20 protein-coding genes are annotated in these 24567 nt (G+C 69.8%); 13 read left to right on the top strand and 7 right to left on the bottom strand.

Features of this window, described 5'->3' with window-relative positions:
- Positions 1-97 precede the first annotated feature (97 nt).
- Both AB0O93_RS12290 and AB0O93_RS12295 read left to right on the top strand, forming a co-directional pair.
- Entirely contained in the window at positions 98-2251 is a 2154-nt protein-coding gene (locus AB0O93_RS12290) for a DEAD/DEAH box helicase (RefSeq protein ID WP_363343712.1), read from the top strand.
- Positions 2252-2364: 113 nt separating this feature from the next.
- A complete protein-coding gene (locus AB0O93_RS12295) occupies positions 2365-3393 on the top strand; it encodes a 6-phosphofructokinase (RefSeq protein ID WP_363343714.1) in 1029 nt (342 codons plus the stop codon).
- 80 nt (positions 3394-3473) lie between these two features.
- Here the strand turns inward: AB0O93_RS12295 and AB0O93_RS12300 are convergent, their stop codons facing one another.
- Positions 3474-5588 carry a S9 family peptidase gene (locus tag AB0O93_RS12300; RefSeq protein ID WP_363343716.1) on the bottom strand — a complete coding sequence of 705 codons (2115 nt, stop codon included), beginning with the start codon at positions 5586-5588 and terminating at the stop codon, positions 3474-3476.
- An 86-nt stretch (positions 5589-5674) separates the two neighbouring features.
- Here AB0O93_RS12300 and AB0O93_RS12305 point away from each other — a divergent pair, with 86 nt between their 5' ends.
- The 3 genes from AB0O93_RS12305 (at position 5675) to AB0O93_RS12315 (ending at position 8665) form a co-directional block, all read left to right on the top strand.
- Positions 5675-6583 carry a phosphodiesterase gene (locus AB0O93_RS12305; RefSeq protein WP_363343718.1) on the top strand — a complete coding sequence of 303 codons (909 nt, stop codon included), beginning with the start codon at positions 5675-5677 and terminating at the stop codon, positions 6581-6583.
- 123 nt (positions 6584-6706) lie between these two features.
- The gene (locus AB0O93_RS12310; RefSeq protein WP_363343720.1) at positions 6707-8179 is read left to right on the top strand and encodes an aspartate ammonia-lyase; all 1473 of its coding nucleotides are present in this window, start codon (positions 6707-6709) and stop codon (positions 8177-8179) included.
- 78 nt (positions 8180-8257) lie between these two features.
- Complete coding sequence (locus tag AB0O93_RS12315) at positions 8258-8665, top strand: DUF4190 domain-containing protein (protein WP_363343722.1); 408 nt, start codon at positions 8258-8260, stop codon at positions 8663-8665.
- 34 nt (positions 8666-8699) lie between these two features.
- Here AB0O93_RS12315 and AB0O93_RS12320 read toward each other — a convergent pair whose 3' ends face one another.
- A complete protein-coding gene (locus tag AB0O93_RS12320) occupies positions 8700-9563 on the bottom strand; it encodes a fumarylacetoacetate hydrolase family protein (protein WP_363343724.1) in 864 nt (287 codons plus the stop codon).
- An 88-nt stretch (positions 9564-9651) separates the two neighbouring features.
- On the opposite strand from AB0O93_RS12320, the gene AB0O93_RS12325 reads away from it, so the two are divergent.
- From AB0O93_RS12325 to AB0O93_RS12335, 3 genes are all read left to right on the top strand, one after another.
- Positions 9652-10869, top strand: coding sequence for a PrsW family glutamic-type intramembrane protease (locus AB0O93_RS12325; protein WP_363343726.1), 1218 nt, complete (start codon positions 9652-9654; stop codon positions 10867-10869).
- A gap of 151 nt (positions 10870-11020) precedes the next feature.
- Complete coding sequence (locus AB0O93_RS12330) at positions 11021-11389, top strand: FKBP-type peptidyl-prolyl cis-trans isomerase (protein ID WP_363343728.1); 369 nt, start codon at positions 11021-11023, stop codon at positions 11387-11389.
- Between the two features lie 156 nt (positions 11390-11545).
- Positions 11546-12103, top strand: coding sequence for a YceI family protein (locus AB0O93_RS12335; protein ID WP_363343730.1), 558 nt, complete (start codon positions 11546-11548; stop codon positions 12101-12103).
- Here AB0O93_RS12335 and AB0O93_RS12340 read toward each other — a convergent pair.
- Entirely contained in the window at positions 12063-13070 is a 1008-nt protein-coding gene (locus AB0O93_RS12340) for a DMT family transporter (protein ID WP_363343732.1), read from the bottom strand. The two genes, AB0O93_RS12335 and AB0O93_RS12340, sit on opposite strands and share 41 nt — an antisense overlap.
- A 146-nt stretch (positions 13071-13216) precedes the next feature.
- On the opposite strand from AB0O93_RS12340, the gene rpsO reads away from it, so the two are divergent.
- On the top strand, positions 13217-13486 hold the full coding sequence (gene rpsO, locus AB0O93_RS12345) for a 30S ribosomal protein S15 (protein WP_053547576.1): 270 nt from the start codon (positions 13217-13219) through the stop codon (positions 13484-13486).
- 138 nt (positions 13487-13624) lie between these two features.
- On the opposite strand, the gene AB0O93_RS12350 is transcribed toward rpsO, so the two are convergent.
- Positions 13625-14650, bottom strand: a complete 1026-nt coding sequence (locus AB0O93_RS12350; RefSeq protein WP_363343734.1) for a 2-oxoglutarate and iron-dependent oxygenase domain-containing protein — start codon at positions 14648-14650, stop codon at positions 13625-13627.
- Between the two features lie 51 nt (positions 14651-14701).
- Positions 14702-15802 carry an acyltransferase family protein gene (locus tag AB0O93_RS12355; protein WP_363343736.1) on the bottom strand — a complete coding sequence of 367 codons (1101 nt, stop codon included), beginning with the start codon at positions 15800-15802 and terminating at the stop codon, positions 14702-14704.
- Positions 15803-15925: 123 nt separating this feature from the next.
- Between AB0O93_RS12355 and AB0O93_RS12360 the strand changes: the two genes are divergently transcribed.
- Positions 15926-17167: an LLM class flavin-dependent oxidoreductase gene (locus AB0O93_RS12360; RefSeq protein ID WP_363343738.1), complete on the top strand. Its 1242-nt coding sequence runs from the start codon at positions 15926-15928 to the stop codon at positions 17165-17167.
- 1 nt (position 17168) lies between these two features.
- Positions 17169-17810 (top strand): FMN reductase, encoded by a 642-nt coding sequence (locus AB0O93_RS12365; RefSeq protein ID WP_363343740.1) that lies wholly within the window; start codon positions 17169-17171, stop codon positions 17808-17810.
- A 13-nt stretch (positions 17811-17823) separates the two neighbouring features.
- Here AB0O93_RS12365 and AB0O93_RS12370 read toward each other — a convergent pair whose 3' ends face one another.
- Both AB0O93_RS12370 and AB0O93_RS12375 read right to left on the bottom strand, forming a co-directional pair.
- Entirely contained in the window at positions 17824-18513 is a 690-nt protein-coding gene (locus AB0O93_RS12370) for a response regulator (RefSeq protein WP_363343742.1), read from the bottom strand.
- The gene (locus AB0O93_RS12375) at positions 18510-19787 is read right to left on the bottom strand and encodes an ATP-binding protein (protein WP_363343744.1); all 1278 of its coding nucleotides are present in this window, start codon (positions 19785-19787) and stop codon (positions 18510-18512) included. The genes AB0O93_RS12370 and AB0O93_RS12375 overlap by 4 nt, the downstream gene beginning before the upstream one ends.
- Before the next feature lie 209 nt (positions 19788-19996).
- Here AB0O93_RS12375 and AB0O93_RS12380 point away from each other — a divergent pair, with 209 nt between their 5' ends.
- Positions 19997-21997, top strand: a complete 2001-nt coding sequence (locus AB0O93_RS12380; protein WP_363343746.1) for a GDSL-type esterase/lipase family protein — start codon at positions 19997-19999, stop codon at positions 21995-21997.
- A gap of 274 nt (positions 21998-22271) precedes the next feature.
- Positions 22272-24527, top strand: coding sequence for a polyribonucleotide nucleotidyltransferase (locus AB0O93_RS12385; protein ID WP_363343748.1), 2256 nt, complete (start codon positions 22272-22274; stop codon positions 24525-24527).
- The last annotated feature ends 40 nt before the right edge of the window (positions 24528-24567 follow it).

The following is a 24567-nucleotide window of genomic DNA, read 5'->3' on the forward strand; positions in this document are numbered from 1 at the left end:
TCGCGACGGCGTCCGCGCCGCCCGCGGGACGCACGCTGCCAGGCCGATCATCGATCGGACAACGCCGGGTTCTCCGGCATCCACGCTCAGGAGGAGCATGCCGACCACGGCGCCCACCCAGACGTCCTCTTCGCGACGGCGCAGGCCCTCGTCCGCCCGTCGGGACGACGAGTCGCCGATCATCCCGATCCTCGCCCGCAAGGTGCGCGAGGTCGAGGCCAAGGCCCAGCGCGGCAAGCTCGGACCGACCAACCGCGTGAAGTTCCAGGTCATCGCCTTCCTCGTCCGCGAGGAGCGGGCGCGGGTCAAGGCCGACACCGAGGCGAGCGACGCCACCCGCGCCGAGCTGCTCAAGCGCTTGGACGGCGTGGCAACCATCCTTGCCAAGACCGCCGCGCGCGACACCTCGCTCATCCAATTGCTCGAGGTGGATCAGGCCACGTCGCCGGTCGCCCGCAGGATGCGGCGGGACTGGCTGCTGGAATCCGGGGCGGAGTTGCCGCCGGACGAGCTGATCATCACCGACGCCGCGCCCGCCGCGGCCGCCGTCGTCCCCGCGGCCCTTGCCGAGCGGCAGGTCATCCCGCCGCAGGTCGAGGCGCGGCAGATGGCCAACCCGTTCCTCGCCCCCGATCTCACCGCCCGCGCCCCCGCCTCCACCGCCCGACGGCGTCTGGACGGGTGGGAGCTGATGGGGCCGCTCTACAAGGCCTTCGAGACGGGCGCCGGCGGCGCGGCTGCGTCGATGGAGCTCCCTCCCGTTCCGGAGTTCGACCGGCTCTCGCCGCGGGGCCTGCAGATCATGCCCCACCAGTCGCGCTTCCTGGAGGCGGTCCGCGAAGGGCATCGCTCTTTCCTCCTCGCCGATGAGCCCGGGCTCGGCAAGACCGCCGAGTCGGTCCTCGCGGCATCCGTCGCCGACGCGTACCCGCTGCTGGTGGTCGTGCCGAACGTCGTGAAGATGAACTGGGCGCGCGAGGTCGAGCGATGGACGCCGCAGCGTCGCGCGACGGTGATCCAGGGCGACGGTGAGAACATCGACGCCTTCGCGGACGTCTTCATCGTCAACTACGAGATCCTCGATCGGCACCTGTCGTGGCTCAGCGCGCTGGGTCTGAAGGGCATGGTCGTCGACGAGGCGCACTTCATCAAGAACCTCACCTCGCAGCGCTCGCGGAACGTGCTCGCGCTGGCGGGCCGCATCCGTGAGCAGACCGGCAACCCCCTCCTCCTCGCCCTCACGGGTACGCCGCTGATCAACGACGTCGAGGATTTCGACGCGATCTGGCGGTTCCTCGGCTGGACGAACGGCGAGAAGCCGGGGCCGCTGTTGATGGACAAGCTCGACGCCACCGGCCTCACCCCCGCCGACAAGGCGTTCTACCCCGAGGCGCGCGACGCGGTGATCTCGATGGGCATCGTACGGCGCAAGAAGAAGGATGTCGCCGCCGATCTCCCGGACAAGCTCATCGCCGACCTCCCCGTGCAGCTCGACGACGACTTCGGCCGCTCGATCCGCGCCGCCGAGCGCGAACTGGGTGCACGACTCGCGGCGAAGTACCGCCGGATCATCGACGCGCGCGGCGACCGGGGCCTGGCGCCCGGAGAGGTCGACGACGACATCGTGCGCCTGGTCGCGCACAACGAGCTCGAGGAGTCCAAGGCCGCCGGCACCGGGGGCGACAACGTCTTCACGATGGTGCGGAAGATCGGTCAGGCCAAGGCGGTGCTCGCCGCGGACTACGCGCTGCAGCTGCAGCGCTCGGTCGGCAAGGTCGTGTTCTTCGCCAAGCACATCGACGTCATGGATGCCGCGGAAGCGCATTTCGCCGCGGCGGGTCTGCGGACGGTGTCGCTTCGAGGTGACCAGTCCAGTGCGGCCCGTCAGGAAGCGATCGACGCCTTCAACGACGATCCCGAGGTCGGGGTGGCGGTCTGTTCACTGACGGCCGCGGGCGTCGGGGTGAACATGCAGGCCTCGTCGAACGTCGTCCTCGCCGAGCTGTCGTGGACGGCCGCTGAGCAGACGCAGGCGATCGACCGCGTGCACCGCATCGGTCAGGAAGAGCCGGTCACGGCATGGCGGATCATCGCCGCGCACACGATCGACACGAAGATCGCCGAGCTCATCGACTCCAAGCAGGGACTCGCCCAACGCGCTCTCGACGGGGACGCCGTCGATCCGCAGTCGAGCGATTCGGTCCAGCTGTCGGCGCTGATGCACCTGCTGCGGCAGGCGCTCGGCGGCTGACACGCGCCCGGTCCCGGCCTCCGGCCCGCCGTGTAGCACCGCGCTCGCGCGGACGCTAATGTCGGGTGAGGCAGCGTGGCCGACCCGATTTCCCGACAGCGAGGACCACAGCAATGAAGATCGGCATCCTGACCAGCGGCGGTGACTGCCCCGGACTCAACGCGGTCATCCGCGGCGCCGTGCTCAAGGGCACGACCACCTACGACCTGGAGTTCGTCGGCATCCGTGACGGATGGCGCGGAGTGGTGGATGGCGATTTCTTCCCGCTGACCCGGCACGAGGTGAAGGGTCTGTCCAAGATCGGTGGGACGATCCTCGGCACCAGCCGCACCAACCCCTACGAGGGCCCTCGCGGGGGTGCCGAGAACATCGCCAAGACGATGTACGGCCACCGCCTGGACGGCATCGTCGCGATCGGCGGCGAGGGCACCCTCGCCGCGGCGAACCGGCTCGCCGGTGACGGCATCAACGTCATCGGCGTGCCGAAGACGATCGACAACGACCTGCGCGCCACGGACTACTCGTTCGGATTCGACACCGCGGTCAACATCGCCACCGACGCGATGGACCGACTCCGCACGACCGGCGATTCGCACCAGCGCTGCATGGTCGCCGAGGTCATGGGGCGCCACGTCGGCTGGATCGCCCTGCACGCCGGCATCGCCGCCGGCGCCCATGTCATCTGCATCCCCGAGGTGCCGTTGTCGATCGAGGAGATCACCCAGCAGGTCACCCGGGCGCACGACCGCGGCCGTGCGCCGCTGGTCGTGGTGTCGGAGGGCTTCAAGCTCAAGGACATGGACGAGGCCTACAGCGACAAGGGACTGGACGCGTTCAACCGCCCGCGCCTCGGTGGCATCAGCGAGATCCTCGCCCCCGAGATCGAACGGATCACCGGCATCGAGACCCGGGCCACGGTGCTCGGCCACATCCAGCGCGGCGGCTCGCCGTCGGGCTTCGACCGGGTCCTGGCCACCCGCCTGGGCCTGCACACCGCCGACGCGATCGTGCAGGAGGCGTGGGGGCAGATGGTGGCGCTGCGCGGCACCGACATCGTCCGCGTGCCGTTCGCCGACGCGCTCGGCGAGCTGAACTCCGTGCCCCTCTACCGCTATGAAGAGGCCGCTGCCCTCTTCGGCTGACCCGGCAACAGGTCTTCATGTGGCTTTCGTGGCCGCCTCATCGTACGTGAGGCGGCCACGAGTGCCACGTGAAGCCGCCGTCAGGCGGCGCCGACGACGTCCAGGAGCCAGGCGATCTCGTACGCGCGCTCCTGCCAGCTGTTGTACCGGCCGCTGACGCCGCCGTGACCGGCGACCATCTCGCACTTCAAGAGCGCATCCGCGCCCACCTCGCGCAGACGTGCCACCCATTTCGCCGGCTCGACGTAGAGGACGCGCGTGTCGTTGAGCGAGGTGACCGCGAGGACCCGCGGGTAGCGGACGCCTTCGCGGACGTTCTCGTAGGGGGTGTACGACTTCATGTAGGCGTACACGTCCGGGTCGTGAAGGGGGTCGCCCCACTCGTCCCACTCGATGACCGTCAGCGGCAATGAGGGGTCGAGAATGGTCGTCAGCGCATCCACGAAAGGGACACCCGCGAGGATGCCGGCGAACAGGTCGGGGGCGAGGTTCGCCACCGCGCCCATGAGCAGTCCGCCGGCCGACCCGCCCTCCGCGACGAGGGTCTCCGGCGTCGTGTAGCCGGAATCCACCAGGTGCCGGGCGCAGTCGACGAAGTCGGTGAAGGTGTTCCGCTTCGCGAGGAGCTTGCCGTCCTCGTACCACTGGCGTCCCATCTCACCGCCGCCGCGGACATGCGCGACTGCGAAGATCACACCGCGGTCGAGCTCGGACAGCCGCGACACCGAGAAGCCCGGGTCGATCGAGTGCTCGTAGGAGCCGTAGCCGTAGAGGTGCATGGCACGGGGTGCGCTTCCCGCCTCGCCGAACGAGGTCTTCCACACCAGGGAGACCGGGATGCGGGTGCCGTCGGATGCCGGGGCCCACACACGCGCCTGCGCGTAGTCGGCGGGGTCGTACCCGCCGAGCACCGGCTGGCGCTTACGCAGGTGCCGCTCACCGGTGGCGATGTCGAGGTCGTACACCGTGCCGGGAGTGACGAACGAGCCGAACCCGATCCGCAGGACCGGGGGAGCCCACTCCGGGTTGCCGCTCCCACCGACGGTGTAGAGCGGCTCGTCGAAGCCGATCTCCTCCACGGTGCCGTCGGCGTAGCCGAGCAGGCCGAGGCGCGCGAGCCCCTCGCGGCGGTAGCCCAGGACGCCCCAGTCGCGGAACGTCGAGAGGCCGAGCAGGCGTCGGCCCGGGAGGTGGGGGACGACGACGGTGCGGGCGCCGGCCGGGTCCTCGGCGCTCACCCGGACGAGCTCGAAGTCCAGGGCGTCGTCGTTGTGCAGGATGAACAGGACGTCCTCGCCGTCGACGACCGCGTGCTCGCTGTCGTACTCCACGCCCTCCCGGCGCGGCCAGACCACGCGGGGCTCGCCCCGCAGATCGTCCGCATCCAGGATCCACTCCTCCGACGTGATCGAGGATCCGAGCCCGATCACCAGGTAACGGTCGCTCCGGGTGAAGCCGGCACCGACCCAGTACCGTTCGTCGGGCTCGTGGAAGAGCTTCTGATCGGCGTCGACGGCCGTGCCGATCTCGTGCAGCCACACGGTGTCCGGGCGCCACGCGTCGTCGACGGTCGTGTAGACGATGAACGCGCCGTCGGGGGAGAAGGTCGCTCCGGCGAAGGTGTCGGGGATGACGTCGGGCAGGTTCTCCCCGGTGACGAGATCGCGGACGCGCAGCGTGTAGCGCTCGTCGCCCTCGACGTCCACGCCGTAGAGGAGGCGCGTGCCGTCGGTCGACACCTCGAAGCTCCCCAGTGAGAAGAAATCGTGCCCCTCGGCCTCGACGTTGCCGTCGAGCAGGATCTGCTCGCCCGGCACCTCGGTGTCGGCGTCCAGCCGCGGCGGGGTCCAATCCTCGGGAGCGGCGAGCGGTGCCCGGCAGTGGATGCCGTACTGGCTCCCCTCCACGGTGCGGGAGTAGTACCACCACTGCCCTCGGCGGACCGGTACCGAGAGGTCGGTCTCGAGCGTCCGCTCCTTGATCTCGGTGAAGATCCGCTCCCGCAGATCCGCGAGGTGCGCCGTCCGCGCGTCGGTGTAGGCGTTCTCGGCCTCCAGGTGCGCGAGGACATCGGCGTCGTCCTTCGCGCGCAGCCACTCGTAGCGATCCTCGACGTCGTCGCCGTGATGGCTGCGGATCGTGGGGCGGGGTTCGGGAGCGGGGGCGGATGCCGGGAGGGTGTCGTGTGAACTCACCCGTCCACGCTAGCGGCGCTCCACCCGGCCACGGCGGTCCCGACCCGTGCTTCGTCGATGCGGGAGGGTCGTGTCAGGCTGAGGGCATGGATGCCGCCCTCCCGCAGTTCGGTCAGTACGCCGCGCCCCGGTACACCCTCGTGCACCTCAGCGACACCCACCTTCTGGCGGGCAACCCGCCCCTCGGGGGGCGTTTCGACACGGCGGCGAATCTGGATCGCATGCTCGAGGCGCTCGAGCGGACCGGGCTGGCACCCGATGCGCTCGTCTTCACGGGAGACCTCACGGACCTCGGCGAGCCCGAGGCCTATCGGGCCCTGCGCGCAGTGGTCGAGCCGGTCGCGGAGCGTCTGGGCGCTCCGGTGGTGTGGGTGGCGGGCAACCACGACGAGCGCGCGGCGATGCGGTGGGGGCTGTTCGACGCCGCCCCGACGGAGGAGCCGTTGACGGGGGTATGGGACCTGAACGGCCTGCGCCTGGTGGCCCTCGACACCAGCGTCCCCGGGTGGCATCACGGCGAGCTCGACGCCGCTCAGCTGGAGTGGCTGGCCGGCGTGCTGTCCACTCCGGCGCCGCACGGGACGGTCGTCGCACTCCACCACCCACCCCTGCCCTCGCACGTTCCGCTCTTCGACATCCTGGAGCTCCGTGAGCAGACCCGTCTCGCCGAGGTGCTGCGGGGGAGTGATGTCCGGGCGATCCTCGGCGGGCATCTGCACTACGCCACCACGGGGACGTTCGCGGGGATCCCGGTGAGCGTGGCCGCCGCCAGCTGCTACACGATGGACATCTCCCGCCCCGCCGTCGAGGTCAACGGCATGGACGCCGGTCAGTCGTTCCAGCTCGTCCACGTCTGGGAGGACACCATCACCCATTCGGTGGTCCCGGTCGTGGACGCGCCGTCCGCGGACTTCTTCTCGGCGGAATGGGTCGCACGGATGGCGCGGATGTCGCCGGAGGAGCGCCTGGAGGAGTTCTCGCGGAAGCGCGGCTGACCTGACGCGGTGTACAGTTCGCGTCTCGAGAACGCCATGGTGTACAGGGTGTCGGTGGAGTGACGCGGGTAGGGTCGGGGCATCCCTTCACACCGCCGTGACCAACCCACGAGGACTGCACACATGGCCCTGGACGCGATGACGCGCACACGTACCGAGACCGACTCCCTGGGATCCCTGGAGATCCCCGCCGACGCGTACTGGGGCATCCACACCGCCCGCGCGCTGGAGAACTTCCCGATCTCCAAGAGACCGATCTCCGTCTACAAGGATCTCGTCTGCGGTCTGGCGATGGTCAAGCAGGCCTCCGCGCGCGCCAACAGGGAGATCGGCGTCCTGGATGCCGAGAAGGCCGACCTCATCGACCGGGCCGCCCAGCTGGTGATCGAGGGACGGTTCCACGACCAGTTCGTCGTCGGGGTGATCCAGGGCGGGGCCGGAACCTCGACCAACATGAACGCCAACGAGGTGATCACCAACATCGCCCTCGAACTCGCCGGGCGCGAGAAGGGCGACTACGCGTTCCTGTCGCCGATCGACGACACCAACCGCAGCCAGTCGACCAACGACGTCTACCCGACCGCGATCAAGGTCGGCCTGAGCCTGGATCTGCTGACGCTGATGGAGGAGCTCGATCTCCTGCGGAAGGCGTTCCTGGCGAAGGCCGTGGAGTTCCACGATGTGCTGAAGGTCGGGCGCACCCAGCTGCAGGATGCCGTGCCCATGACCCTCGGGCAGGAGTTCCACGGCTTCGCCACGACGCTCGGGGAGGACCACAAGCGCCTCACGGAGAACGCGTACCTGCTGTACGAGATCAACATGGGTGCCACGGCGATCGGAACCGGCATCACGACGCACCCCGACTACGGGGCGGCGGTGCTGCGTCATCTGCGGGAGATCTCCGGACTCGACCTCGAGCTGGCGACCGACCTCGTGGAGTCGACGAGCGACACCGGCGCCTTCATGTCGTTCTCCTCGACGCTCAAGCGCAACGCGATCAAGCTGTCCAAGATCTGCAACGACCTGCGGCTGTTGTCCTCCGGACCGCAGGCGGGTCTGGGCGAGATCAACCTGCCCGCCCGCCAAGCGGGTTCGAGCATCATGCCCGGGAAAGTCAATCCCGTCATCCCCGAGGTCGTGAACCAGGTCGCGTTCGCCGTCGCCGGCGCCGACCTCACCGTCACGATGGCGGTGGAGGGCGGTCAGCTCCAGCTCAACGCGTTCGAGCCCGTCATCGCCCACTCGATCTTCCAGTCGATCACCTGGATGCGGCGCGGGATGCACACGCTGCGGGTGAACTGCGTCGACGGCATCACCGTCAACCGCGAGCGTCTGGGCGCGATGGTCGGGTCCTCCGTCGGGGTCATCACCGCGCTCACGCCGCACATCGGATACGCCGCGGCGGCCGCCCTCGCCAAGACGGCGCTGCTCACCGGGCACAACGTCGCCGATCTCGTGGTGGAGGCAGGGCTGATGTCGCGCGAGGACGTCACGAAGCAGCTCTCCCCGGCGCGACTGTCGGGTCTCGAGGCGGTCACCGCGGCCATCCCCGTCATCGCCGCCGGCGACATCGACGGCGACGACACCGGGGCGTGAGGGGGGTGCGGGAGCGCGAGATTGCAGCGCCGGTGCGCAGCCGATACGGTCAGGCAGAATCCGAGTGAGAGGAACCCCATGACCGATCCCCAGAACCCCGCGGACCACACCCCGCCGCCCGCCTACTCCGCCGCGCCGCCTGCCGCTCCGTCGGGTCCGGCGGCCGGTCCCGTTCCCGGCAAGACCCTCGGGATCGTCGCTTTCGTCCTGTCGTTCTTCATGCAGGTCATCGCACTGATCCTCGGCATCGTGGCGCTGATCCAGAGCCGCAAGGCCGGCGCGAAGAACCCCTGGGCCGTCGCCGCGATCATCATCAGCTCGATTCTGCTGGTCGTGGGGGTCATCGCGGCGATCGTGTTCTTCGCCGTGATCTTCCCGACGCTCATGCAGGCGACCGAAGAAGTCGTCCGCCAGTGCCAGCAGCTCGGCGGCGGCGTCTACGAGATCAACGGGGTCATGGTCGACTGCGACCAGATCCTCAGCTGAGCGGTCCTCGTCGGGGCGCTGTCCGCGCCGCTCCTCAATCGAGGATGCGGCAGTGCGTGGTCAGCGCCCCGATGCCGTCGATGCCCACGGTGACCGTGGAGCGATCGCGGAGGAACACCTGAGGATCGCGGGAGTACCCGGCGCCCCCCGGGCTTCCGGTGGAGATGAGGGTTCCCGGCAGGAGCGTCGCCGACGACGACAGATGCGAGATCAGGGTGGCGACGGGACGGACCATCTGATCGGTGGAGGCGTCCTGCAGGGTCCGGCCGTCGAGGACCGTCCAGATGTGTAGCCTCTGCGGGTCGGGGATCTCATCGGCGGTGACCACGAACGGTCCGGTCGGGGTGAACCCGTCGAAGGACTTGCAGCGCGACCACTGCGCTTCGGAATACTGGATGTCACGCGCGGTGATGTCGTTGACGACGGTGTAGCCCCACACGTGGTCGAGGGCGTCCTCGGGTGAGACGTCCTTCGCGGGCTTTCCGATGATCACGCCGAGCTCGGCTTCGTAGTCGACCGCTTCGCTCAACGAGCGCGGCCACGCGGTGGTGGTCTGGTGGGCAGCGAGGGAATTCGGCCACAGCACGAAGACGGTCGGGGTGGAATCGGTCTTCAGGCCCAGCTCGCTCGAGTGCGCGGCGTAGTTGAGGCCCACCGCGAGGATGACCGGCGGCGCGAGCACGGCGGAGGCGAAGGGCATCCCCGCCAGCGGATGCCGAGGCGCACGCCCGGCCGCATCCCGCACGCGGTCGAGCAGCTCCTGCCCGCCGGCGATCAGATCTTCCAGCACGCCGGGCGCGCCGTCGAACAGCTCGGACACGAAGATCGCCTCGTCGCCCTCGGCGATGACGAGCTGCGCTGACTCCGAGCCCGGGGGGATGACGTGGGCGAAGCGCATCCTCCCAACCTAGCGGGCGGGTGGGGCGGGGGAGCGTTGTGGTCTTTGTGATCATGATCCGCCGAACGCGGACCGTAGGCTGTCAGCCATGACGAATCCGTCCGGTCCCGCTCCCGGGAGACCGTCGCTGACGCCGCCGCCGTTCCCCTCTGCCCTGGCCCAGCCGCCGCACGCGAGCGCCGCCGCGATCCCCTCGACCGTGGTCACCGACGCCGTGGTTCCGGTGCCCGCACGGAAGGGACGTTCGGCGCCGATCTGGGCGGTCGGCATCCTCGCCTTCGTCACGGTCGGGCTCGTCGGATACTTCTTGACCTTCCTCGGGGCGGGGGCGTCGCTCCTCGGGATGGTCCTGGCTCTCGTGCCGCTCGCGCTGGTGCTCGTCGCGGTCCGGCTGGTGGACCGGTGGGAGCCGGAACCGCGCGGTCTGGTCGTGTTCGCCGTCGCGTGGGGCGCGGTCGCCGCTGTGGGCATCGCGCTCGCCGTCGATCTCGGGATCACCACCCTCTTCGGCCCCGCCGACACTCCGCTCCGTGAGGCTCTCCAGTCCGTGGTCCAGGCGCCGATCGTCGAGGAGGTGGGGAAGGGTCTGGGGCTCCTCCTGCTGTTCGCGACCGCCCGGCGCGCGTTCGACGGTCCCGTGGACGGCATCGTCTACGGCGCCCTGATCGGTGCCGGCTTCGCCTTCACCGAGAACATCCAGTACTTCGCGGTGAGCTTCCTCGAGGGCGGCGCCGAGACCGTCACGGCGACCTTCTTCGTCCGCGGCATCCTGTCGCCCTTCGCGCACGTGATGTTCACGTGCCTCATCGGTTTCGCCCTCGGTCTCGCCGCGCGGCGCGGAGCGTCCTTCGGGGCGGCCCTCGGCCCCTGGCTTCTCGGGCTCGCCGGCGCGATCGCCCTGCACGCGCTGTGGAACGGCTCGGCGGTCTTCGGCGATTTCTTCGCCCTCTACGTCGTCCTGCAGGTGCCCCTGTTCGTCGTGTTCGTCCTGGGCGTGCTGATGCTGCGCCGCGAGGAGGCCCGGCTCACGCGCACCCGCCTCGGCGAGTACGCGGCGGCGGGCTGGTTCACGCCGCAGGAGGTCGAGATGCTCGCGACCTCGCCCGGGCGGAGGGCGGGGATGGCGTGGGCGCGGACGCTGCGCGGCGACCGGACGGCCGTCATGCGCGCGTTCATCGCCGACGCGACCCGCCTCGCGGCAGCGCGGCAGCGCGCGATCACCGGTCGCGACCCGTACGCTGCCCACGACGAGCAGGAACTGCTGGTGAAGACTGCGGCGGCCCGCGCGGCCCTGTTCGCACCCTGATCCGTCGGGGAAGGATGCTCCGGGAAAGACTCAGCGCCCGGTGCCGCGGCGATGCCTGCGTGACTCCCGAGCGCTGAGTTGGTCTTCCCTCAGGATGCCGAATGCGCGCCGTCGCTGTCAAGGGTCCCGTGGCACGTGCTTGGATGGAGGAATGACTGACGACCGCACCAAGCCCGAGATCGACGCCCCCACCGGACCCGCACCGGCCGACCTCGTCATCCGCGACATCATCACGGGTGACGGCGCCGAGGCGAAGCCCGGCGACAACGTCACCGTCCACTACGTCGGAGTCGAGTACGCCTCCGGCGAGGAGTTCGACTCCTCCTGGAACCGCGGCGAGACCATCCAGTTCCCGCTGCGCGGCCTGATCCAGGGCTGGCAGGACGGCATCCCCGGCATGAAGGTGGGCGGTCGCCGCGAGCTGGTCATCCCGCCGCACCTCGCCTACGGCACCGGCGGCGGCCACTTCCTCGGCGGCAAGACCCTCATCTTCATCATCGACCTCGTCGCCGTCGGCTGACAGACCGACGGAGAACGGGCGGGATCGGGGTGCACCCGGTCCCGCCCGTTCACGTTCCGGTCAGGTTCGATTCATTCATGGGAATAGAATCGTGGGATGCCCCGGTTGGGGAGATCGAACCGCCGCCGAGCGGCCTGACCTGAAGGATTGACCTCTATGACCACCACTGCCACCGATATCCCCGGCTACCGTCCCGGCGTCTGGGAGCTCGACCCCGCGCACAGCGAGGTCAGCTTCGTCGTCCGCCACATGATGATCTCCAAGGTGCGCGGCGCCTTCGACATCAAGCGCGCGACCCTCACCGCCCCCGAGAACCCTCTCGAGGCCACGCTCACCGCTCAGGTGGACGCCGCCTCCCTCACGACGAAGGACGCCGGGCGTGATGAGCACCTCCGCTCCGCCGAGTTCTTCGACGTGGAGAACCACCCCGCCATCGACTTCGTATCCACCGGTGTGCGCATCGAGAACGGCGACTTCCTCGTCGACGGCGACCTGACCATCCGCGGCACCACCAAGCCCGTCACCTTCGACGTCGACTTCGGCGGCTTCGGCTCCGACCCGTGGGGCAACTACAAGGCCGGTGCGACCGCGAAGACGGTCATCAACCGCGAGGAGTTCGGCCTGACGTGGAATGCCGCGCTGGAGACCGGCGGTGTCCTCGTGGGCAAGGACGTCACGATCGAGCTCGACCTTCAGGGCGCTCACCAGGCGTGACACCCGGAGCGGAGGGGGCGGCGGCTGCGGCTGACGCCCCCTCCGTCGTCCTCGGGCGTCGTCTCAGGCGGTCCTGTGCGAGGAGGATGCCGAGGAAGACGATCACGGCCCCGGCGGGTTCGTTCCAGTGGAGCGGTTCGCCGAGGATCAGGATGCCGAGGGCGACCCCGACGACCGGGGTGATGTAGGTGACCGTCGAGGCTCGCGTCGGCCCCCACGCGCGGACGGTGTTCTGGTTCCAGATGTAGGCGATTCCGGTGCCGAGGCAGCCGAGCAGGAGGGCGCTGATGAGGACCGGGACGTCCGGTTGCAGGGGGGAGAGGGCCACCACGGGTGTGAGGACGATCATGATCGCCGCCGCGATCCCGATGTTCAGGAACGAGAACGTCAGCGCCGTCATGCCCGAGGCGGAGACGAAGCGCCGCATGTACGCCAGGCTGAACCCGTAGCACGCGGTCGCGCCGAGGATCGCGAAGGAGGGCACGAGCCCCTCTCCCTCGGCGGCTCCCGGTCCGATGATGACGGCGACGCCGGCGATCCCGAGGAGGATGCCGAGGATCTGCGTGGCGCCGAGGCGCTCGACGCGGAACACGGCCCACGCCATGATCGCCGTCATGATCGGCGTGGTCGCGTTGAAGATACTGGCGAGTCCGCTCGTGACGTACTGCTGCGCCCACGAGAAGAGGAGGAACGGTGCGACACAGAACGACACCGCCAGGACCGTCATGTGACCCCAGACCGCGAGGCTGCGGGGGAGTCGATCGCGACGCAGCGCGACGAAGACGCCGAGGGTCAGGGCGCCCAGGACCAGGCGGGACCACGCGACCTGTCCCGGCGACATCCCGGTGAGTGCGATCTTCATGAACAGGAAGCTCGATCCCCAGATGGTCCCGCAGAGGATGAACTGGATCGCGATGGAGGCGCGGGAACCCCGCGCGAGGTCGCGGGCGGGGGCATCGGCGGTCACCGCCCGACTCTAGCGCCGCCCCGCGACATCGCCCGCGTGCGGCACCTGGTAGACTCGTGCAGTTGCCGTTGGATCGGCCGCGGAGAAAGAGAGCTCACGCATCCTGCGTCGGGCGCCGCGCAACAAGCAGAGAGGGGATCGAATCTATGGCACTTGAAGCAGATGTCAAGAAGGCGATCATCGAAGAGTACGCGACGCACCCCGGTGACACCGGATCCCCCGAGGTGCAGGTCGCGATGCTGTCGCAGCGCATCAAGGACCTGACCGAGCACCTGAAGCAGCACAAGCACGACCACCACTCGCGTCGTGGGCTGTTCCTGCTCGTGGGCCAGCGCCGTCGTCTGCTCGGCTACCTCCAGGACATCGACATCGAGCGCTACCGCTCGCTGATCGAGCGCCTGGGTCTGCGTCGCTGACGCGACCGGAGGTCGAGCACCGCGTCTGACGCGGAGCACGCACCAGCGTTCAATCGCGCAAAACTTTCTTGGAAGGCCGCCCCAGGTGTGGGGCGGCCTTCGTCGTTCCCGGAGGTCTCACCGCCCGAGCGTCGCCGTTCAGGCGATGTCGTCCGCGCGACGCCGGGCAAGGAGATCGGCGTGGTGGATCTCGGCGACGTCGGGATGCGCACGCAGTCGTGACTTCAGGGCGTTGTCGCCGAAGACCGCGTGGATCGGGTTCGCGGGGTCCTGCGTGACGCCGCGTGCCGCCGCGGCGAGGTCCTTCGGGAGCTCGATGAGCGGCAGGCGGGCGTCGAGGGCGGGGTTGAAGAAGAACGGCACCGAGATGCGATCCTCCGGGAACCGCGGGGAGACGACCCGGTGGTTCGTCGCCACCAGATACCCCTGCGTGGCGTACTCCAGCATCTCGCCGATGTTCACCACGAAGGCGCCCTCGACCGGCGGTGCGTCCACCCAGGTCCCCGCCTTCTCGACCTGCAGTCCACCGCGGCCCGGCTCCACCCAGAGCAGGGTGAGGACGCCGGCATCCTTGTGCGCTCCGACACCCTGCTGCGGCTCCGGCGCCGTGGTCCCGGGGTAGCGCACGACCTTCAGCAGGGTCGCGGGCTCGGCGAAGGACGCGTCGAAGAACGTCTCGGGGGCGCCGAGCGCCTGTGCCCACGCGCCGAGAAGTCGTCGGGAGACCGTGATGAGATGCCGCTGCCACTCGTCGAGGACGACGCGCAGCTCGGGCTGTGCCGGCGGCCACAGGTTCGGTCCGACGAGTCGGGCGTGATCGGGCGCGGTCGGATCCTCGATGGCGGGGAGCTCGGGTCCGACGTCGATCTGCTCGCGCCAGTCGACCCGTCCCTGGGTGCGCTCGCCGCCGACGCGGGTGTAGCCCCGGAAGTGCGGACTGCGGATGTTCTCGATCGCGAGCTTGTCCGCTTCCGGCAGGGCGAAGAAGGCGCGGGAGACCCGCAGGAGATCCGCCTCGAGCTGCGATGGGATACCGGTTCCGGTGAGGTAGAAGAAGCCGACCTCGTGCGCGGCGCGGCGGAGCTCGGCGCGGAAGCGTGCGGCGTTCTCCGCGCCGGCGTCGAGGTCGGACAGGTCGAGGATCGGCAGGGACAGCTCGGACATCCCCCGACGATACGCCCAAGGCCGCCCGCGGTCGGAGCGTGTTGCCTCGCGTTACCGCTCGGGCCGGCGGGCGCCCGTCGGGTCGGTGCGGCGCCCTTCGCGTCCGGCGAGCGTGGGGTCGGCGAAGAGCCAGGCCGGACGCGGTTCGACCAGCGGCCGGAAGACGCGACGGACGGCCCCGGACGACAGGACCACCGCGATGGCCACCGATGCCAGCAGCACCGCGGGAAGCCAGACCCAGTCCGGGCGCGCGTCCCGGAGGACGCCGGTCTCGCGGAACGGATAGAGGACGAAGGTATGCAGGAGATAGACGTACATCGTGTATTGGCCGAGGGTCGTCCAGCGCTTCTGTCCGCGGGGGATGAGGACGAAGAACGCGGCGCTCAGCACGAGGGCGACCGCGATCAGCAGCAGGCGGATGCCGCCCGCCCACCATGCGGCGACGCCGAGGCTGGAGTAGTCGTCGCGATAGAACATCCACGTGCCGAGGCCGACATCGCGCCAGGTGTCCGAGAAGAGCCACGCGATCGCCAGGGCGCCGAGGAGGATCGCCGCGGCGGACACGACGAGCGGCCACGGGCGCGGGCGGAGGAGCCGATGCCGTTCGACGATGTCGTGCTCGTGTAGCCACCATCCCAGCGTGAAGAAGGGGAGGAGGCCCAGCGCGCGCGACAGCGAGAAGGTCGCATCGACGTGGGTGAGGTACCCCGCGCCGACGGAGATCGCGACCGTCCACAGCAGCGGCCACCGGAGGAGGGCCAGGTAGGGGAGTGCGACGCGGAAGATCGCCAGCGCGAGGAGGAACCAGAGCGTCCACGACGGCTGGGTGACGTCGATTCCCGGGTTGCCGTCGATCACCCACGACAGCAGGGACCAGACGGTCTCGAAGATCACGTAGGGGATCACGATGTCGGTGAGCACGCGCGCCATCTGTCGGGACGTCGGGGCCCCGGACTTGGAGAAGTACCCGGCCATGATCGCGAACGCGGGCATGTGGAAGGCGTAGATCGCCAGATACACCGCGTACGCGGCATCCGAGTCGTAGGTGAGGCGCTGGATCGCGTGACCCGCGACGACGAGGATGATCGCCGCGAATCGCGCGTTGTCCCAGAAGGGCGTTCGCGTCTTCCGGGGTGGCGTGGTTTCGCTCATGACGCCGCCACGTTACTCCTGGCGGACCTCCGGGAATACTCTGAGAGCGTCGGCGTTGCAGGGGATGCATTCATTTGCATAGATTGGCCTCGGAGGATCCCGAGGACCCAGAGCGGAGAGATCGTGAACGACACCACCCCGTGGCCCGCGATGCAGTTCGGCATCTTCACGGTGAGCGACATCACCGAAGACCCCACCGACGGACGCACGCCCAGCGAAGCGGAGAAGATCCGCAACACCATCACCGTGGCCCGGCACGCCGAAGCGGTGGGGCTCGACGTCTTCGCGCTCGGCGAGCACCACAACCCCCCGTTCTGGTCGTCCTCGCCGACCACGACGCTCGCGTACATCGCCGGTCAGACCGAGCGACTTCTGCTGTCGACGGCGACGACGCTGATCACGACGAACGATCCGGTCAAGATCGCCGAGGACTACGCGATGCTCCAGCACGTGTCCGGCGGCCGCACCGATCTGATCCTCGGGCGGGGCAACACCGGACCCGTCTATCCCTGGTTCGGGAAGGACATCCGTCAGGGCCTCGCGCTCGCGATCGAGAACTACGATCTGCTCCACCGCCTGTGGCGGGAGGACGTCGTGGACTGGGAAGGACAGTTCCGCACGCCTCTCCAGGGGTTCACCTCGACCCCCCGACCCCTCGACGGCGTCCCGCCGTTCGTGTGGCACGGGTCGATCCGCACCCCCGAGATCGCCGAGCAGGCCGCCTACTACGGCGACGGCTTCTTCGCCAACAACATCTTCTGGCCGAAGGAGCACTACCAGCGCCTGATCTCGCTCTACCGCCAGCGTTTCGCGCACTACGGCCACGGCACCCCCGAGCAGGCGATCGTGGGTCTGGGTGGTCAGGTGTTCATGGCGAAGAACTCTCAGGACGCCGTCCGGGAGTTCCGGCCCTACTTCGACAACGCCCCCGTCTACGGGCACGGGCCGAGCCTGGAGGACTTCAGCGAGATGACCCCGCTGACCGTCGGATCGCCGCAGCAGATCATCGATCGCTACGCCGGCATGCGGGAGACGTTCGGCGACTACCAGCGTCAGATGTTCCTCATCGATCACGCGGGGCTTCCGCTGAAGACCGTGCTGGAGCAGCTGGACATCCTCGGGGACGAGGTGGTCCCCGTCCTCCGGCGCGAACTGGCGAAGGACCGTCCGGTCGAGGTGCCGGACGCGCCGACGCACGCGGGACTGGTCGCGCGCGCCTACGGCGACGCGGCTCCGCGCGAGGCTGTTCCCGCCGGCAACCGCGGGGACAACCTCACGGCAGGTTCCCCCTATCGTGACGGAGCCTCGCGGCAGACCGCGGGCGGATCGGCGTTCGGCGCCGCGGCGATGCGGAAGGGAGCCTGAGATGACGCGTCGGATCGCGGTGGTCTCCGCCGGACTCTCCAGCCCGTCCTCGACCCGGCTGCTCGCCGACCGCCTGTCGGCGGCGACGGTGACGGCGCTCGCGGAGCGCGGCGTGGAGGCGGAGGTCGACGTGATCGAGCTGCGCGATCTCGCGCACGAGATCACCGACAACCTTCTGACGGGTTTCGCTCCACCGGCGCTCTCGGCCGTCATCGCACGTGTCGTGGCAGCCGACGCCCTCATCGCCGTGACGCCCATCTTCTCCACGAGCTACTCGGGACTGTTCAAGTCCTTCATCGACGTCCTCGAGCCCACCTCGCTCACCGGGAAGCCTGTCCTTCTGGGCGCGAACGCAGGCACGCCGCGGCACTCGCTCGCCATCGACTACGCCATCCGGCCGCTGTTCGCCTATCTGCATGCCGAGCCCGTGTCGACGGGCGTGTTCGCGGCGTCGAGCGACTGGGGAGCGGATGCCGACACGGTGAGTCCGCTCGGCGACCGCATCGACCGGGGCGCGCGAGAGCTCGCCGACGCGATCGTCGGTCGGGCGCCCGCGACCGTAGCGGATCCGTTCGATCCCGCCCACTATCTCGGCGAGGGACGGTCCTTCGCGGACCTGCTCGGGGGAGGGACCGGCTCCTGACGGGTCCCGTCGTTCAGCGGCGCCAGCGGTACTCCGACTCCGGTCTGCCCGGAGTGCCGTACCGCGCACCCCGTTCGATGCGGCCGGCCTCGACCAGGTGCTCGAGATACCGTCGTGCGGCGACCCGCGACATGCCCAGCCTCTCGGCGATCTCGGTCGCCGATGACCATGCCCCGTCGTGTCCGCGCACGTCGTCGCGGACGCGGGCGAGCGTGGTCGCAGAGAGACCTTTGGGGAGGGTGACCGCGGCCACCGGGCGCGACGCACCGAGCAGCGCATCGATCTCGGCCTGTGTCGCGGGCCCCGCGGCATCCGTCGCCCGCCGGTGGAAGAGGCGGTACTGCTCGAGGCGTTCGTGGAGCGCCGCAAAGGTGAACGGCTTGACGAGGTAGTGCGTCGCCCCCAGGCTGATCGCCTGGCGAACGACGTCCGCGTCGCGCACCGACGTGATGGCGATGACGTCGACCTCCGCCCCGTGGGCGCGGAGGTGGCGCAGGACGTCCAGGCCGGAGCCGTCCGGCATCGTCATGTCCAGGAGGATGAGGTCGACGCGGGCCCCCGGTGCCTCCTCGAGCACCGCGGCGACGGCCGCGCGCGCTCCGGAGCATTCGGCGACGACCTCGAACCCTTCGATGCGGTCGATGTATCCGCGATGCAGCTCCAGCGTCAGGGTCTCGTCGTCGACCAGCAGTACGCGGATCATCGCGGGGCCTCCGTCGGCAGGACGACGCGGAAGGTCGTCGGGGCGCCCTCGGCCAGCACGAGCGATCCTCCGACATCGTCCACGACGGCGCGGACGAGTGCGAGGCCGAAGCCGCGTCCGGTCTCGCCGGCGGGTTTGGTGGAGAAGCCGCGCTCGAAGATGCGCTGCCGGAGGTGCGGCGAGACACCGGTGCCGGAGTCGGCAACGGTGAGGAGGAGCTCGTCCTCGCTGGTGCGCGCCATCGTGAGCGAAACCCATCGCGGCTCCGGCCCCGCCGCCGCGGCGTCCAGCGCATTGTCGACCAGGTTGCCGACGAGCGCGACCTGGTCGACCGGGGTGAGGAGCGATCGCGGGGCATCGGGTGCGATCTCGGCCGTCCATCGGATGCCACGTTCCTGAGCCTGCGAGGCCTTGCCGAGGAGCAGCGCGCCCACCGTCGGATCGCCGTCGATGCGCGCGGCGACATCGTCCACGAGCATCTGACTCTGCCGGGCGGACGCGGTGAGCAGGCTGACGGCCTCTTCCGTCCTGCCGAGCTCCAGGAGGGCGACGGCGGTGTGCATGCGGTTGCCGTGCTCGTGAGTCTGCGCGCGGAGCGCTTCCCCGAGGGTGCGCATCGACGCGGCGGCGGCGAGGGTGTCCCGCACGGCTCGCGCCGGAAGGTCGCCGGCGACCCGCCGAGTCGCGCGGCGGGCGAGCGCGGCTCCCCCGAGACCCGCGGCGACGAGCCCTGCAGCGATCCCGCCGGCCACGAGGACCCGGGGAAGGACGGCCTCGCCGATCGACCCGACGGTCACCCCGACCGCTACCCAGCCCACGATGTCACCGGACGTGCGGATCGGCGCGATCGTGCGCACCGAGGGACCGAGGGTTCCGGCGAACTCCTCGGTGAGGGGAGAGTCCGACGTCGGGATGGTCCCGATGTAGGGCCGACCGATCTGCGTCGGATCACGGTGGGTGATCCGGATCCCGCCCACGTCCATGACCGTGACGAAGTCCGCCGGGGTGCTCTCCACGACGCCGACCGCGACCGGCTGCAGGGTCTCCGTCGCGCGTGCGGGATCGTCGTCGGCGACCGCGCCCACCACCATGGGATTGACGGACAGGGTATAGGCGATGGCGGCGGTGACGCGCTCCGCCTCGGATCGCGCAGCGCGCTGAGCCTCCCAAAGGAGCGCGCCGACGGTCAGCCCGGCGACGGCGATGACGGCGATCATCACGATCGCGAAGACGCGGGAGGCGGCACTGCCGCGCGCGAATGCACGGTCGGTCATCGTCATCCCCTCCGCGCGTCGTCGCGAGTCCCTTCCATCCGATCACACCCGGGGACGACCGCGCGAGAGACCGTTACGACCGAAACGCCGCCCCGTCGAGCGCGAGGTCCTCGAGGTGGGGTGTCGTCGGGGCGAGCAGAGGATGAACAGTCGGCGAAACCCACGGAGAACGCTCACCCGGGGCGGTGCGATGCGGCCACGCTGGAGGCGTGAGAGTCGCGCTCCTTGCCGAGTCCTTCCTGCCGCACATGAACGGCGTCACCGGTTCGGTGCTCCACGTCCTGCGGCATCTGTCCGACGCCGGGCACGACACCCTCGTCATCGCGCCGCGCTCCGACGAAGTCGGCGCGGGCGACCCGCCCGGGGCTCCGCTGTACGGGGCCCGGACGGCACTGCTGCGGTCGGTGCCGCTCCCCGGGTACCCGCAGGTGCGCGTGGTGTTCGCCCGGGCGGCGCGTCTGGCGACCATCCTCCGCGCTTTCGAGCCGGACGTGGTCCACCTCGCTTCGCCGTTCGTGCTCGGATGGCAGGGTGTCGCCGCCGCCGATGCCCTGCGCGTGCCGACGGTCGCGATCTATCAGACGGATGTCGTCGCCTACGCCCGCCGCTACGGACTTCCGCACGCGACCTCCCTCGTGGAACAGCACACCGCGCGTCTGCACCGACGGGCGACTCTGACACTCGCGCCCTCCACCGCGTCGCTCCGGCAGCTCGAGGGCCTCGGCGTCGACCGTCTTCGACACTGGGGGAGGGGCGTCGATGCGGACCTCTTCGCCCCGCATCGGCGCGACGAGCGCGTGCGCGCGCGCCTGGCGGGCGGCGACCTCGTGATCGGCTACGTCGGCCGCCTCGCACCCGAGAAGCAGGTCGAGGATCTCCGCGTCCTCTGCGACCTCCCTGGAGCGCGCGTCGTGGTCGTCGGCGACGGTCCGTCGCGATCCGCTCTCGAGCGGGCGATGCCGTCGGCGGTGTTCACCGGGCACCTCGCCGGAGAGGAGCTGGCGCGCACCCTCGCGGCGTTCGACGTCTTCGTGCACCCCGGAGAGAGCGAGACCTTCGGCCAGACGATCCAGGAAGCCCTCGCGTCCGGTGTTCCGGTCGTTGCCACCGGCACCGGCGGGCCCGTCGACCTCGTGCGCTCGAGCGTCGACGGATGGCTGTATCGGCCGGGCGACCTCGGCGATCTGCGCGCGCGGGTCGTGGACCTGGTCGGTGACGCCGGCAAGCGTCGCGCCTTCGCCCTCGCCGCCAGGGAGTCGGTGCGATCACGATCGTGGGCGGCGCGTGTCGGGGAACTCCTCGGGCACTACCGGGACGCGCAGGCGCTCCGCCCGATCGACGATGCGCTCCTGCGCCGAGCGGGCACACGTCCCGCGGCGCCGTCCCCCGTGGTCCGCTCCGCAGTGCGCTCCCCGTTGCCGTGGCGCCGCTACATCGCCCTCGGCGACTCTCTGACCGAGGGGCTGTGCGACAGCTCTCGGGAACCGCGGGGCCGCTACCGGGGGTGGGCCGACCGGCTCGCTCAGCTCCTCGCCCATGCCGGCGACGACGGAGCCGGACTGAGGTACGCGAATCTGGCGGTCCGCAGTCGGCGCGTCCGCGACCTCGCCGCGGACCAGGTCCCTCGTGCTCTGGCGCTTCGTCCCGACCTCGTGTCGGTGTTCATGGGCGCGAACGACCTCGTGGGGCACGCGGCGGATCCGGTACGCCTCGCCCGGGAGCTGCGTGCATCCGTGGAGACGTTGCGGGCGTCGGGCGCCGACGTGCTCCTGGTCACTCCGTTCCTGCCCCGGCGCCGGGCGGCGCGCATCTTCGGACGGCGATTCGCGGTGTTCGCCTCGGAGCTGCGCAGCATCGCCGCCGAGACGGGAGCGATGCTGCTGGATCTCGAGGCGCTCCCGGAGATCGGAGACCCCGCCATGTGGGCGGACGACCGTGTGCACCTCCGCTCCCGGGGACACCGCTTCCTCGCCTATCGCGCCGCGGATGTCCTCGGCGTGCCCGATGCCGAGGCCCTGGGGGAGCTGGACGCGGCCCTGCACGAGGCCGTCGACCCTCCGACAGCCGGGGCGTGGATGATGGTACACGCCCTCCCATGGGTCTGGCGGCGCATGCGCGGGCGTACGGCGGGGGACGGCGTCCGCGCCAAGCACGACGACTACGTCCTCGTCGGGGGCCGCGGCCGGGCGGCGGCGACGCACTCCGGGTGACGTGCACGGCGCGGTCAGGTCCGTCCTGGTACGCTGACTCCGGTCGCTCCGGCGGCCGCTCAATTCCATATGAGCTCACGGAGCAGGCCGGCAGGAAGCTGGTCCCCTGTGGTGGTCTCCTCGTCGCATCTGCGCCGGGTGGATTTCTACTGGTGGCCAGCGCTGGCGAGTCAGCGGGGGAGACCCGCACGCCGAGATCTGCCTGTTCCTGCTCCTTCGCACGATCTCGCGCGCGAAACGCGCGTGCGAGTCTAAACAAAGAAGGAGGGACCTCTTGGAAGGTCCGGAAATCACTTTCGCCGAAGCAGTCCTCGACAACGGGCGCTTCGGAACCCGTACGGTCCGGTTCGAGACCGGACGTCTGGCTCAGCAGGCGCAGGGCGCCGTCGCGGCCTACATCGACGAAGAGACGATGCTGCTGTCCGCCACCAGCGCGGGCAAGCACCCGCGGGAGGGCTTCGACTTCTTCCCGCTGACGGTGGATGTCGAAGAGCGCTCCTACGCCGCCGGCAAGATCCCCGGCTCGTTCTTCCGTCGTGAGGGTCGCCCCTCCACGGAGGCGATCCTGGTCTGCCGTCTGATCGATCGCCCGCTGCGCCCCTCGTTCGTCGAGGGTCTGCGCAACGAGGTGCAGATCGTCGTCACGGTGCTCTCGATCGCGCCGGGCGAGTTCTACGACGCCCTCGCCATCAACGCGGCATCCCTGTCGACCCAGATCTCGGGCCTGCCGTTCTCCGGCCCCATCGCCGGAGTCCGTCTCGCGCTCATCCCGGGCCAGGGCGGCGCCGAGGATCAGTGGATCGCCTTCCCCAAGGCCGAGCAGCTGCAGGAGGCGGTGTTCGACCTGATCGTCGCCGGCCGGGTGCTGCCCGACGGTGAAGTGGCCATCATGATGGTCGAGGCCGAGGCCACCGAGCACAGCTGGGACCTCATCAAGGCCGGCGCCACCAAGCCGAGCGAAGAGGTCGTCGCGCAGGGTCTGGAGGCCGCGAAGCCGTTCATCAAGCAGCTCGTGGAAGCTCAGAACTCGGTCGCGAGCGCCGCCGCGAAGGAGATCAAGGAGTTCCCGGTCTTCCTTCCGTACTCGCAGCAGACCTACGACTTCGTCGCCCACCGCGCCTACGACGCGCTGGTGCCGGTCTACCAGATCGCCGACAAGGTCGAGCGCCAGAACGCCGACGACGAGGTCAAGGAGCGCGTCAAGGCCGAGCTTCTCGCCGCCGTCGAGGCCGGTGAGCTGCCGGCGGTGGCGACCCTCGAGTTCAACGCCGCCTACAAGTCGGTGACGAAGACCATCGTCCGCGGCCGCATCCTCTCCGAGGGCGTCCGCATGGACGGACGCGGTCTCGCCGACATCCGTCCGCTGGATGCCGAGGTCCAGGTGATCCCGCGCGTGCACGGTTCCGCGATCTTCCAGCGCGGCGAGACCCAGATCCTCGGGGTCACGACGCTGAACATGCTGAAGATGGAGCAGCAGATCGACTCGCTGTCGCCTACGACCAGCAAGCGGTACATGCACCACTACAACTTCCCGCCCTACTCGACCGGTGAGACCGGCCGCGTGGGCAGCCCCAAGCGTCGCGAGATCGGGCACGGCTTCCTCGCCGAGCGCGCGCTCGTGCCGGTGCTGCCCAGCCGCGAGGAGTTCCCGTACGCCATCCGCCAGGTCTCCGAGGCCCTCGGGTCGAACGGCTCGACCTCGATGGGCTCGGTGTGCGCGTCCACCCTGTCGCTCCTGAACTCCGGCGTGCCGCTGCGCGCGCCCGTGGCCGGTATCGCGATGGGTCTGGTCACCGACGAGGTCGACGGACAGACGCGCTACGCCGCGCTGACCGACATCCTCGGTGCCGAAGACGCCCTCGGGGACATGGACTTCAAGGTTGCCGGCACCAGCGAGTTCGTCACGGCGATCCAGCTGGACACCAAGCTCGACGGCATCCCCTCGAGTGTTCTGGCTGCGGCGCTGACGCAGGCGAAGGACGCCCGGATGACGATCCTCGACGTCCTCAACGCCGCGATCGACGGACCCGACGAGATGGCGCCGACGGCCCCCCGCGTCATCAGCGTGCAGATCCCCGTCGACAAGATCGGCGAGCTGATCGGCCCCAAGGGCAAGACGATCAACGCGATCCAGGACGAGACCGGTGCGCAGATCTCGATCGAAGAGGACGGCACCGTCTACATCGGCGCCACCGACGGGCCCGCCGCGGAGTCGGCCCGTGCGCAGGTCAACGCCATCGCCAACCCGACCAACCCCGAGGTCGGCGAGCAGTTCCTGGGAACCGTGGTGAAGATCGCGACCTTCGGCGCGTTCATCTCGCTCCTGCCCGGCAAGGACGGTCTGCTGCACGTCAGCGAGGTCCGCAAGCTCGCCGGCGGCAAGCGCGTCGAGAACGTCGAAGACGTGCTCGGTGTCGGACAGAAGCTGCTCGTGCGTATCACCAAGATCGACGACCGCGGCAAGCTGTCCCTCGAGCCGGTGGTCGAAGAGGCCGCCGCCGACGGCGCGGAGGCCCCCGCAGAGGCCTGATCCTGCTCTGTACGGCGCCCGTCCCGCTCGCGCGGGGCGG

The organism is Microbacterium sp. NPDC077184, from assembly GCF_040687055.1.
Classification (GTDB): domain Bacteria; phylum Actinomycetota; class Actinomycetes; order Actinomycetales; family Microbacteriaceae; genus Microbacterium.

Coding starts and splice junctions, on each gene's coding strand:
- AB0O93_RS12290 (WP_363343712.1), top strand. CDS start 98: ATGCCGACCACGGCGCCCACCCAGACGTCCTCTTCGCGACGGCGCAGG.
- AB0O93_RS12295 (WP_363343714.1), top strand. CDS start 2,365: ATGAAGATCGGCATCCTGACCAGCGGCGGTGACTGCCCCGGACTCAAC.
- AB0O93_RS12305 (WP_363343718.1), top strand. CDS start 5,675: ATGGATGCCGCCCTCCCGCAGTTCGGTCAGTACGCCGCGCCCCGGTAC.
- AB0O93_RS12310 (WP_363343720.1), top strand. CDS start 6,707: ATGGCCCTGGACGCGATGACGCGCACACGTACCGAGACCGACTCCCTG.
- AB0O93_RS12315 (WP_363343722.1), top strand. CDS start 8,258: ATGACCGATCCCCAGAACCCCGCGGACCACACCCCGCCGCCCGCCTAC.
- AB0O93_RS12320 (WP_363343724.1), bottom strand. CDS start 9,563: ATGCGCTTCGCCCACGTCATCCCCCCGGGCTCGGAGTCAGCGCAGCTC.
- AB0O93_RS12325 (WP_363343726.1), top strand. CDS start 9,652: ATGACGAATCCGTCCGGTCCCGCTCCCGGGAGACCGTCGCTGACGCCG.
- AB0O93_RS12330 (WP_363343728.1), top strand. CDS start 11,021: ATGACTGACGACCGCACCAAGCCCGAGATCGACGCCCCCACCGGACCC.
- AB0O93_RS12335 (WP_363343730.1), top strand. CDS start 11,546: ATGACCACCACTGCCACCGATATCCCCGGCTACCGTCCCGGCGTCTGG.
- rpsO (WP_053547576.1), top strand. CDS start 13,217: ATGGCACTTGAAGCAGATGTCAAGAAGGCGATCATCGAAGAGTACGCG.
- AB0O93_RS12350 (WP_363343734.1), bottom strand. CDS start 14,650: ATGTCCGAGCTGTCCCTGCCGATCCTCGACCTGTCCGACCTCGACGCC.
- AB0O93_RS12355 (WP_363343736.1), bottom strand. CDS start 15,802: ATGAGCGAAACCACGCCACCCCGGAAGACGCGAACGCCCTTCTGGGAC.
- AB0O93_RS12365 (WP_363343740.1), top strand. CDS start 17,169: ATGACGCGTCGGATCGCGGTGGTCTCCGCCGGACTCTCCAGCCCGTCC.
- AB0O93_RS12370 (WP_363343742.1), bottom strand. CDS start 18,513: ATGATCCGCGTACTGCTGGTCGACGACGAGACCCTGACGCTGGAGCTG.
- AB0O93_RS12375 (WP_363343744.1), bottom strand. CDS start 19,787: ATGACCGACCGTGCATTCGCGCGCGGCAGTGCCGCCTCCCGCGTCTTC.